Below are 10,762 nucleotides of genomic sequence, written 5' to 3'. Positions count from 1 at the left end.
AAACGGAACCACCCCCCCGCTCGCACAATCGACCAATGCGAACTCATCTCCCAGGAACCGCCACCCGCCCTGCCCCAGCATCAGCGCCAGCGTCGATTTCCCCGCCCCCGAAACGCCGCTCATCACCACCGCCCGTCCGCCCCGCTCCACGACCGCGGCATGGAGCAGCAGATGCCGGCGATAGCCCAGCGCCATCTGCAGGTTCATCCCCAGCTCCGCCGCCAGCAGCCCTTGCGCCAGCGGCAACGGCGCCGCTTCGGGCAGCCGGTAATCGCCGTGAATCGCCACCGACGGCCGCACCCAACGCCGCCACGGCCGCAGCGCCTCCAGCCGGACGGTGAAATCGGGCACATCGACCGACGGATAGCCCTCGTAGAGCGCTGCCAGTTGCGCGATCGGCGCGCGCCAGTCCGATCCGACACGAAAGCCCACCGGCCCGACCTTCAGCGACAGGCTATGCCTCACAGCGCCTCGACCAGCCCGGTCGCGACCAGTTCGTCCAGCCGTTCGACCAAGGTTTCGCGGTCGCCATCGGCCAGGTCATAGGCCGCGGCCAGCCGATCGAGCAACGCCGCCGCGGTCAGCGGATCGGGATACAGCATCGCCAGGATCTCCGGCGCGGGTTCAGTCAGCAGATGGGTGATCCCCGATGCGCGGTGAAACACCGCCACGAACGGATCGAGCGGTGCCGTCAGCAGCGTATCGGGCGCAGCGGCACGGTAGCGCGGCGGCGCCACACGCGTCAGCCGCGTGGCATCTGGAGCGAGGCGAAGCAGGTGAAACCGCCCTGTCCGCGCTGAAGCCGTCGGATATAGTTCACATAGGCGCGATTGCTGTTCCAGTCGGTGCCGGGCAACTGCCCGCCCTGAAGGGCGCGGCGCACCTCCTCGCCCTTGAACGGCCGTGCGACCGGTGGAAACGCCCCCTTGGTCCGCGCCGGCACCAGTCGGCCGTCCGGCGCGATATAGCTGCCCGCCCGGCCCGGATCGGGCACCGGTATCTCGCAGGTCAGCACCGACCCCGCGCTCTGCGCCAGCGCCGGCCGGATCGACAGCACCGCGGTCGCGCCGGCCGCCCCCAGCATCAGTACCCGGCGGCGGCTGGCGCCGTCCTCGGCGTCGGGACGCATGTCGGGGGGCGTATCGTCGGTCATCGGGCGTCCATAGCGCGCCTGCTCTTTCATAATCGTGAAGCACCAGCAAGCGGCACGCGAGGCGCGACAAGACCCGCCTGTCCCGTCTAGAGAGAGTCCCGATCAGGTTGGATCACCGGCACGGAGGAAATTCCGGTTCGGCGCAAGGCGGGAGGACGGCGCGATGCGGATGGCATCGTGACGGACGAGCAACGCCGCGCCGCGCCGAAAGCACCCCGCCGCGAAGCGATCGCCCAAAGGGCGACGACGGTGGTTCAACCTGGGCGGGAACCTCTCTAGAGAAGCTGCCCATGGGATTCGGGATGCGCACCGTCTGGGGGGTCGTGGTGGCGTTGGTCACGGCCGGCACCGTTTTCGTCCTGGCCGGCCTGACCGCCGCGGTGATCGCGGCGGTGGGCGGGCTGGCGGCCACGCTGCTGGCGGGCAGCGGCGAGGCGGAGGAACGCCCGCGCGTGCAGGCGCCCGTCGCCACCGATCCGCATCTGGGCGAGGTGCTGGACGCGATCGTCGAACCCGTGCTGCTGGTCGATGGCGGGCGCGTCACCATGGCCAACGCCGCGGCCCGGGATCTGCTCGGCGACCATATCGTGGACGAGGATGCGCGCGTCGCGATCCGCCACCCGGCCGCCGCCGAACGCCTCGTCGCCGACACGCCGGTGTCCGACGAACCGGTCATGCTCGTCGGGCTCGGCGCGCCGGACCAGCGTTGGGAGATGCGCGTCGGCCAGGCCTCCGACGGACAGCGCATCGTCCACCTGATCGACCAGACCGACCAGGACGCGGCCGAGCGGATGCGGGTCGATTTCGTCGCCAATGCCAGCCACGAACTGCGCACCCCGCTCGCCTCCATCCTCGGCTTCATCGAAACGCTGGGCGACGAGGCGGGCGAGGAACCCGCCCTGCGCGCCCGCTTCCTGAAGGTGATGTTCGACGAGGCGCGGCGCATGCAGCGGCTGGTCGAGGATCTGATCTCGCTCAGCCGGATCGAGGCGGATAAATACCGCCTGCCCGCCCAGCCGGTCGATCTCGGCCTGTTGATCGCCGATGTGTGCGAGGAACTGCGCGACTCCGGCGCGCCCCGCGCACAGGACATCAACTGCATCGTCGCGGAACAGGTGCCCGTTGCCGGCGACCGTGCGCAATTGTCGCAGATGCTGCACAATTTGCTCGGCAATGCGATGAAATATGGCCGGCCCGACACGCCGATCGCCTTGTCGCTGGAAACCGATGCCGCCGCCGTCCGGCTGATCGTCGCCGATCAGGGAGAGGGCGTCCCCACCGTCCACCTGCCGCGCCTTACCGAGCGTTTCTACCGCGTCGATGCCGGGCGCAGTCGCACGCTGGGCGGCACCGGCCTGGGCCTCGCCATCGTCAAGCATATCGTGGAGCGGCATCGCGGCCGGCTGGAGATCGCCAGCACCGTGGGCGTCGGCACCACCGTCACCGTGCGCCTGCCCTTGCTGACGGCACGAGGCGCGTAGCACGCGCCGATGCGCCAAAGGCGCACGTGCCGGCCCGGCCGGCATGGCACCGCCATGACCGCCGACACGGGACTCGGCGCCCGTGTCAGGCCGCAGAAGAAAGAAGATGCGCGCACGCCAAGGAAGGCGCTGTCACAAAAGGGTAACCGCAATGTCACACAAGGGTTGCCAAGCGGTGGCAGCGATAGGTTCGCACCATCCGGTGAGCCCCAAGGACCTTCATGCGCATCCCCTGCCTCATCGCCGCGGCGCTCGCGCTGGCGGCTTGCCAAGATCAGGCCAATGGCGGTGGTGCGGGCACGCGTGACCAGATCGCGGCGGTCGGGTCGTCCACCGTCTATCCTTTTACGACCATCGTCGCCGAACGCTTCGTCGCCAACAATCCGGATGCCCGGGCCCCGGTGATCGAATCGACCGGCACCGGTGCCGGCATGAAGCTGTTCTGTGCCGGGATCGGCGCCGGGCACCCCGACCTCGTCGATGCCTCGCGCCGGATGAAGGCCAGCGAATATGCCGCCTGCGCCCGCCACGGCGCGCGCGAACTGCTGGAAATCCAGATCGGCATCGATGGCATCGCCTTTGCGCAGGCGCATGGCGGACAGCGGCTGCAACTGGGCGCCGCCGACATCTACAAAGCGCTGGCCGCGCGTCCCGGCGGCCACCCGAACCGCACGCGCACCTGGGCCGATGTCGACCCCCGCCTGCCCGCGATCCCGATCCAGGTCTATGGCCCGCCCGCGACCAGCGGCACGCGCGACGCGCTCGCCGACCTCATCATGGTCAAGGGGTGCGAGGCGACGAACCCGCGTGCCGCCGCGCTCGCCCATAGCGATCCCGCCGCGCACCTGACGCTGTGCACCGCGGTGCGCGAGGACGGCGCCTATATCGACGCCGGCGAGAACGACAATCTGATCGTGCAGAAGCTGCAGTCGAACCCCGATGCGATCGGCGTCTTCGGCTACAGCTATCTGGAGGAGAATGCCGGCACCGTCGATGGTGTGGCCATAGATGGCGTCGCCCCCAGCTACGACACGATCGCCGATGGCCGCTATCCCGGCTCGCGCCCGCTCTACCTTTATGTGAAGAAGGCGCATCTCAGCGCCATTCCGGGCCTGCGCGATTTCCTGAAGCTGTATGCCGCGAACTGGGGCCGGGGCGGCCCGCTCGTCCGCCGCGGCCTGATCGCCTCGCCGCCCGCGGTGCAGGCGCGCGCCGCAGCGGTGATCGCCGATGAAATCCCGCTCGATCCGGGCGCGCTGCACGGATGAGCCTGCCGCTGATCCTGCTGCTCGTCATCGGTTTCGGCCTGATCGGCTGGGCCTGTGCCCGCGTCCGCGCCGCGCGTTTCCGTCGCGGTACGACGCAGCGCTTCAGTGCGCTGCCCGGCCATCACGGCTGGTACGTTGCCTTGTGGACGATGATCCCGCCGCTGCTGTTCCTGGGGCTCTGGGCGCTGAATGCGCCGGCACTCGTCACCGATGCGGTACTCGCCACCCCGCCCGCCACGCAGTTGCCACCCCCCGGTTTCGAGCGGGCCGCGATCCTGTCGGAGGCGCGCGCGCTTGCCGCCGGCCGTGCCCACGGCGCCTTTCACGAACTGTCCACCGCGCTTGCCCCCGCCTATGCCGCGGCGCAGACGCGCTACGACTGGATCGCGACCGCCATCGCGCTGCTGCTCGGCTTTGCCGGCGGCACCTTCGCCTATCTGCGCGTCAAGCCCGCCTTTGCCGCGCGCACACGGGTGGAACGCATCGTCATGGGCCTGCTGCTCGGCGCCTCGCTGGTCGCGATCCTGACCACCGCTGGCATCGTGCTGTCGCTGCTGTACGAGGCGGCCCGTTTCTTCTCGGTGGTGCCGATCACCGATTTCCTGTTCGGCAAGCACTGGAGCCCGCAGGTCATCGACTCCGCCGATCCCGGCGCCAATCTGGGTGCGGTGCCGCTCTTCTGGGGCACCTTCTTCATCGGCGCGGTCATCGCCATGGCGGTGGCGATCCCGTTCGGGCTGATGAGCGCGATCTATCTGACCCAATATGCCGCCCCAGCGACGCGCCGCTGGATGAAGCCGCTGCTCGAGATGCTCGCCGGCGTGCCCACCGTCGTCTATGGCTATTTCGCCGCGCTCACCGTGGCGCCTGCCGTGCGCGATCTCGCGGTCGCGATGGGCGTGCGCTGGGCCTCGTCGGAAAGCGCGCTGGCCGCCGGGCTGGTCATGGGCGTGATGATCATCCCCTTCGTGTCCTCGATGGCGGACGACAGCCTTGCCGCCGTTCCCGCCAGCATGCGCGACGGCAGCCTGGCGATGGGCGCCACCTCGTCGGAGACGATCGGCCGCGTGCTCCTGCCCGCCGCCCTTCCCGGTGTCGTCGGCGGCGTCCTCCTGGCGGTCAGCCGCGCGATCGGCGAGACCATGATCGTCGTCATGGCGGCCAGCGGCGTCGCCACCCTCACCGCCAATCCCTTTGCCAGCGCGACCACCGTCACCCGCCAGATCGTCGACCTGCTGACCGGCGAAGCCGAGTTCGACAGCCCCAAGACGCTTGCCGCCTTTGCGCTCGGCCTGACGCTGTTCGTCGTCACCCTCCTTCTCAACATCGTCGCGCTCGCCGTCGTCAAGAAATACCGGGAAGCGTATGAATAGGCAGCCGACCGACTGGACGACGCCCGAGATGCGGCGTCGCATCCGCCGCCGCTATGCCGCGGAACGCCGCTTCCGCTGGCTGGGGCTGGGCGCCGTCGCCCTGTCGGCGATGTTCCTCGCCTTCCTCCTCTTCACCATGGTGGCGCAAGGGGCGCGCGGCTTTACCGAGACGCGGGTGACGGTGCCGATCGACCTCGCCGCCGCGCGCCTCCCCGTCATGCCCGCCCAGTTGCGCGGCCGCGGGGCCGATCTCGCGCTCGCGGGCGCCGGGCTTCAGGATGTGGTGGAACGCAGCCCGACGCGCGTGTTCGGCCGCGATGGCGAGGGGCTGCTGTCGCCCGGCGCCTGGATGGTGGTGCGCGACGCGATCAAGGCCGATCCCGGCCTGCTGCACGGACAGCGCCGCTTCGACCTGCCGCTCGCCAGCCCCTATGACGTCGCGGCCAAGGGCGATGGCACGCCCCAGGCAGAGGCGGTCGTCGCCCGCCTGCGTGCGCGCGGGGCGATCTCGACGGGCTTCAATCTCGGCTTCCTGCGTGATGCCGACGCCACCGATCCCACCCGCATCGGCATATGGGGCGCACTCAAGGGCTCGCTGCTCACCATGCTCGTCACGCTGGCGCTCGCCTTTCCGATCGGCGTGCTGTCCGCGCTCTATCTGGAGGAATATGCGCCAAAGAACCGCTGGACCGATCTGATCGAGGTGTCGATCAACAACCTCGCGGCGGTCCCCTCGATCATCTTCGGCCTGCTCGGCCTCGCCGTCTTCCTCGGCACCTTCGGCCTTCCCCGCTCCGCGCCCCTGGTCGGCGGCCTGACGCTCGCACTCATGACCATGCCGGTCATCGTCATCGCCGGCCGCAACGCGATCAAGGCCGTCCCCCCCTCGATCCGCGACGCCGCCCTCGGCATCGGCGCCTCCCCCGTCCAGGTCGTCTTCCACCACGTCCTCCCCCTGGCGCTCCCCGGCATCCTCACCGGCACCATCATCGGCATGGCCCGCGCCCTGGGCGAAACCGCGCCCCTTCTCATGATCGGCATGCGCGCCTTTATCGCCGCCCCCCCCGCCGGCCTCGCCGCCCCCGCCACCGTCCTCCCCGTCCAGATCTTCCTCTGGTCCGACCAGGTCGATCGCGGCTTCGTCGAGAAGACCTCCGCGGCGATCATCGTGCTGCTCGTCGTGCTGCTCGCGATGAACGGGCTCGCCATCTACCTCCGCAACCGATTCGAGACCCGCTGGTGACCGCTTCCCCCAAAACCGCCGCCCGCCCCAAGATGGCGGCCCGCAATGTCAACGTCTTCTACGGGGACAAGCAGGCGATCGACGACGTCTCGATCGATATCGAGATGGACCGGGTCGTCGCCTTCATCGGCCCGTCGGGCTGCGGCAAGTCCACCTTTCTGCGCACGCTCAACCGGATGAACGATACCGTCGCCTCCGCGCGCGTGTCCGGCGACATCCGGCTGGACGGCGAGGATATCTATGCACCCGCCATGGACGTGGTGCAGCTCCGCGCCCGCGTCGGCATGGTCTTCCAGAAGCCGAACCCTTTTCCCAAGTCGATCTACGAGAATGTCGCCTATGGCCCGCGTATCCACGGGCTCGCCCGTTCGCGCAGCGACATGGACGCGGTGGTTGAACAGTCGCTGACCCGGGCCGGCCTGTGGAACGAGGTGAAGGACCGCCTGTCGGACAGCGGCACCGCGCTGTCGGGCGGGCAGCAGCAGCGTCTGTGCATCGCGCGCGCCATCGCGGTCGACCCCGAGGTGATCCTGATGGACGAGCCTTGCTCCGCACTCGACCCGATCGCCACCGCCAAGATCGAGGAACTGATCCACGCGCTCCGTGGCCGCTACGCGATCGCGATCGTCACCCACAACATGCAACAGGCAGCGCGCGTGTCCCAGCGCACCGCCTTCTTCCATCTCGGCACGCTGGTCGAATATGGCAAAACGTCCGACATCTTCACCAACCCAAGGGAAGAGCGGACAAAAGACTATATCACCGGCCGATACGGTTGAGCGAGGCGAGGATGGTAGAACACACGGTCAAGGCATTCGACACCGATATCGGGCGGCTGCGCGGTCTGATTTCCCAGATGGGCGGCATGGCGGAGGCGGCAATCGCCAACGCGATCCTGGCGCTCCAGCGCAGCGACCTGGTACTGGCCGAGGAGGTGCGCGCCGGCGACAAGGCGGTGGATGCGCTGGAGGCCGAGGTGGAGCGCCTGTCGGTCCGCATCATCGCGCTGCGGGCACCGATGGCGAACGACCTGCGCGAGGTCGTGGCCGCGCTCAAGATCGCGAACGTGGTCGAGCGCATCGCCGACTATGCCAAGAACATCGCCAAGCGCGTGCCGCTGATCGAAAGCGAGGACCGGATCGAGCCGATCTCGGTCCTGCCCGCGATGGCGAAAATGGCCTCGGCCATGGTGCGCGAGGCGCTGGACGCCTTTGCCGCGCGCGATCCCGCCAAGGCGCTGGAGGTCTGCGCCAGCGACTCCGCGCTCGACGATTTCTACGATTCCATCTTCCGCACGCTCGTCACCTACATGGTCGAAAATCCCAAGACGATCGGCCAGGTCGCGCATCTGCTGTTCGTCGCCAAGAACCTTGAACGCATCGGCGACCATGCGACCAACGTGGCGGAAATGGTCTATTTCGCGGCAACCGGCACCCGCATGGGTGAGCGCGACCGCGGCCGAACTCAGAACTGAGGGACAAGCACATGGCACGCGTCAAGATGTTGCTGGTGGAGGACGATGCGGCACTCGCCGAGTTGCTCGTCTTCCACTTCAAGCGCGAGGATTTCGAGGTCACGCACACCCCGGACGGGGAGGAGGCGCTGCTGCTCGCGCGGGAAACCGCACCCGACATCGTCCTGCTCGACTGGATGGTGGAGGGGATCAGCGGGATCGAGGTCTGCCGTCGCCTGCGGCGTGCCGCCGAAACCGCCAACGTGCCCATCATCATGCTCACCGCACGCGGCGAGGAAGAAGACCGGGTGCGCGGGCTGGAGACGGGCGCAGACGATTATGTCACCAAGCCCTTCTCGCCGCGCGAGCTGGTCGCCCGCGTCGGGGCGGTTCTGCGCCGCGTGCGCCCGGCGCTCGCCGGAGAGGCGCTGGTCTATGCTGATATCGAAATGGATACGGTCGGCCACAAGGTCCGCCGCGCCGGTGAGGTCGTGGCACTCGGCCCGACGGAGTTCCGCCTGCTCAAGCACTTCCTGGAACATCCCGGCTGGGTCTTCTCGCGCGAACGGCTGCTCGATGCGGTCTGGGGGCACGATTCGGATATCGAGAGCCGCACCGTCGACGTGCATATCCGACGCCTGCGCAAGGCGATCAACGTCGGCGACCGGCCCGATATCATCCGCACCGTGCGGTCGGCGGGCTACTCCCTGGACACCGGCATCTGACTGATCGAAATCAAGCGAAAGACCGGGTCGGGGCCGAAACGAGGGAGCCAAGTGCGGCAAAGGGCGTTGGGGCATCGCGCTAACGCACTTGCACTTCTGCTATAGGAGATCCGCATGAAGCTCATTCTTCTGGCCGCGACCGCCATGTTCGCGACGCCTGTCATCGCCCAGGACACCGCCCCCCAGACCCAGACGGAGGCCGCCGCCGACCCCGCCGCCGCCGCGAACCCGACGGCACCGGATCCTGCCGCCGATCCGACCCAGTCGACGCCGCCTGCCGCCCAGACCATGGGCCCGCAGACCACGGGCGGCGCCGCGACCGCCGGCGGCTACGCCCCCCAGGGCGGCGCGATGCAGGGCACGCCGCAGCCGGGTTCGCAGGTCGTGTTCCGCCCGGCCCCGAGCCCCAGCGAGGCGTTCCCCCCGCCCGCGGCCAAGGACAGCTACCCGGTCTGCAAGAAGGGTCAGTATGACGGTTGCCGCCAGCGCGGCGGCAAGTAAGACCGGGCGGACGGGCACGTTTCACCCGTTCCCATGAGTAAGGAAGGCGGCGGCGATCCCACCCGGATCGCCGCCGCTTTTGTGTCCGCCCGATGAAACGATCCGATCGTGTATTGACGTTGTAATACACGCCTGTCACCATCCCGTGAAACAGGGAGGTGCGGATGTATAGCGAAAGCGATCTGGATACGGCGGTAAAGGCCGGGGCGATCTCGGCAGAAGCGGCACAGGCGTTTCGCGCCCATGTCGCACGCGAGCGGCACGCGCCTGCCGTCGACGAGGAGCATTTCCGCCTGCTCACCGGCTTCAACGACATCTTCGTGTCGATCGCGCTCGTCCTGCTGCTCGTTGCGGTCGGCCAGATCGGCGACACGATCGCGACATATCTGTCGGGTGCGTTCGTCGCCGCCGCGGCCTGGATGCTGGCAATCGTCTTCACCGCACGCCGCCGCATGGCGCTGCCCAGCATCATCCTGCTCGGCGCGTTCGTCGGCGGGGTGGCATTCAGCATCGCCACCACCCTGACGACACTGGTCCTGTCGGCCGCGCCGAACAGCGGCGACGAACGGACGACCGCGATCGTCACCGCCCTTGCCGGTCTGGGCGCCGCCGCGGCCGCCTGGCTGCACTGGCGCCGGTTCATGGTCCCGATCACCGTCGCGGCCGGTGCCTGCGCCGTCGCCGCGCTGGTTCTCGGCACCGTTCTTGCCATCGCACCCGGCCTGCAGGCCGCCATGTGGCCGCTGTTGTTCGTCGCCGGCCTTGCGATGTTTGCGCTCGCGATGCGCTGGGACCTGTCCGATCCTGCCCGGCGCACCCGGCGGGCCGATGTCGCCTTCTGGCTGCATCTCGCCGCCGCACCGATGATCGCGCATCCGGTGTTCCAGCTGCTCGGCGTGTTCGGCGAGAATAGCGGCATCGACACGGCACTGGCCGCGCTCGTCCTCTACGCGGTCTTCGGCTTCGTGGCACTTGCGGTCGATCGCCGGGCGCTGCTCGTCTCCAGCCTGGTCTATGTGCTGTTCGCCATGGGGTCGCTGTTCCGGACCGCCGGCGCGGTCGAGCTGTCGGCCGCCCTCACCGCGCTGGTCATCGGCGCCGCGCTGCTGTCGCTGTCGGTCTTCTGGCACCCGATGCGCCGCCGCGTCGTCGGCCTGCTCGGCAAGGCCGGCCGCCGCCTGCCCCCGGTGGAGATGGCCGCGGCCTGACCGCCCGGCCTATTCCTCCACCAGCTTCATCAGCCGGCGCTCGACCGGCGCCAGTACCGGGCCCAGTTCATGCCCGCGCTTCAGCACCGCCCCGCCCTCGCCGATCAGCGCCCACATGCCCTGGCGCTGGCGCAGGGCGGGGCGCTTCTCGATGCGGAACTCCGGCCGCTCGGCCGCGCGGCGAAAGGCGGAAAAGGTCGCCACGTCGCGGTGGAAATCCATCGCATAGTCACGCCAGTGCCCCGCCGCGACCATGCGGCCATACAGGTCCAGGATGCGCGTCAGCTCCAGGCGGTCGAACCCGACCTGCAACGGTGCGCGGGGAAAGGGTACGACCCCCATCAGGCCCAGCTTCCC

12 protein-coding genes and 1 pseudogene are annotated in these 10,762 nt (G+C 69.0%); 9 read left to right on the top strand and 4 right to left on the bottom strand.

What is annotated here, in order from left to right; translation table 11 throughout:
- The 3 genes and pseudogenes from OXR08_RS14900 to OXR08_RS14890 all read right to left on the bottom strand — a co-directional run.
- Positions 1 to 465: pseudogene (locus OXR08_RS14900) on the bottom strand (HprK-related kinase A); the annotation flags it as partial.
- Positions 462 to 737: an HPr-rel-A system PqqD family peptide chaperone gene (locus OXR08_RS14895; RefSeq protein ID WP_267351057.1), complete on the bottom strand. Its 276-nt coding sequence runs from the start codon at positions 735 to 737 to the stop codon at positions 462 to 464. The pseudogene OXR08_RS14900 and the gene OXR08_RS14895, both read right to left, overlap by 4 nt.
- A 5-nt stretch (positions 738 to 742) precedes the next feature.
- On the bottom strand, positions 743 to 1,153 hold the full coding sequence (locus OXR08_RS14890) for a hypothetical protein (RefSeq protein WP_205411531.1): 411 nt from the start codon (positions 1,151 to 1,153) through the stop codon (positions 743 to 745).
- A 302-nt stretch (positions 1,154 to 1,455) separates the two neighbouring features.
- Between OXR08_RS14890 and OXR08_RS14885 the strand changes: the two genes are divergently transcribed.
- From OXR08_RS14885 to OXR08_RS14845, 9 genes are all read left to right on the top strand, one after another.
- Positions 1,456 to 2,634: an ATP-binding protein gene (locus tag OXR08_RS14885; protein ID WP_235903828.1), complete on the top strand. Its 1,179-nt coding sequence runs from the start codon at positions 1,456 to 1,458 to the stop codon at positions 2,632 to 2,634.
- Between the two features lie 221 nt (positions 2,635 to 2,855).
- Positions 2,856 to 3,902, top strand: a complete 1,047-nt coding sequence (locus OXR08_RS14880) for a substrate-binding domain-containing protein (protein WP_267351053.1) — start codon at positions 2,856 to 2,858, stop codon at positions 3,900 to 3,902.
- The gene (gene pstC, locus OXR08_RS14875; protein ID WP_267351051.1) at positions 3,899 to 5,275 is read left to right on the top strand and encodes a phosphate ABC transporter permease subunit PstC; all 1,377 of its coding nucleotides are present in this window, start codon (positions 3,899 to 3,901) and stop codon (positions 5,273 to 5,275) included. Before OXR08_RS14880 ends, pstC begins: the two co-directional genes overlap by 4 nt.
- Before the next feature lie 28 nt (positions 5,276 to 5,303).
- The gene (pstA, locus tag OXR08_RS14870; RefSeq protein ID WP_267351061.1) at positions 5,304 to 6,518 is read left to right on the top strand and encodes a phosphate ABC transporter permease PstA; all 1,215 of its coding nucleotides are present in this window, start codon (positions 5,304 to 5,306) and stop codon (positions 6,516 to 6,518) included.
- 32 nt (positions 6,519 to 6,550) lie between these two features.
- Positions 6,551 to 7,297 (top strand): phosphate ABC transporter ATP-binding protein PstB, encoded by a 747-nt coding sequence (gene pstB, locus OXR08_RS14865; RefSeq protein ID WP_149681438.1) that lies wholly within the window; start codon positions 6,551 to 6,553, stop codon positions 7,295 to 7,297.
- Between the two features lie 11 nt (positions 7,298 to 7,308).
- Entirely contained in the window at positions 7,309 to 7,992 is a 684-nt protein-coding gene (phoU, locus tag OXR08_RS14860) for a phosphate signaling complex protein PhoU (RefSeq protein WP_267351049.1), read from the top strand.
- 11 nt (positions 7,993 to 8,003) lie between these two features.
- Positions 8,004 to 8,696: a phosphate regulon transcriptional regulator PhoB gene (phoB, locus tag OXR08_RS14855; RefSeq protein ID WP_112381020.1), complete on the top strand. Its 693-nt coding sequence runs from the start codon at positions 8,004 to 8,006 to the stop codon at positions 8,694 to 8,696.
- A 114-nt stretch (positions 8,697 to 8,810) separates the two neighbouring features.
- Positions 8,811 to 9,197 (top strand): hypothetical protein, encoded by a 387-nt coding sequence (locus OXR08_RS14850; RefSeq protein WP_267351046.1) that lies wholly within the window; start codon positions 8,811 to 8,813, stop codon positions 9,195 to 9,197.
- A gap of 164 nt (positions 9,198 to 9,361) precedes the next feature.
- Positions 9,362 to 10,405, top strand: a complete 1,044-nt coding sequence (locus OXR08_RS14845) for a hypothetical protein (protein ID WP_149680824.1) — start codon at positions 9,362 to 9,364, stop codon at positions 10,403 to 10,405.
- Positions 10,406 to 10,414: 9 nt separating this feature from the next.
- Here the strand turns inward: OXR08_RS14845 and OXR08_RS14840 are convergent, their stop codons facing one another.
- A complete protein-coding gene (locus OXR08_RS14840) occupies positions 10,415 to 10,747 on the bottom strand; it encodes a DUF2794 domain-containing protein (RefSeq protein WP_112381715.1) in 333 nt (110 codons plus the stop codon).
- Between the last annotated feature and the right edge of the window lie 15 nt (positions 10,748 to 10,762).

This window comes from Sphingomonas sp. GM_Shp_2, from assembly GCF_026540875.1.
Classification (GTDB): Bacteria; Pseudomonadota; Alphaproteobacteria; order Sphingomonadales; family Sphingomonadaceae; genus Sphingomonas; species Sphingomonas carotinifaciens.
Note: the sequence above shows the minus strand (reverse complement) of the source record. Positions and strands in the feature narration are given on the sequence as shown.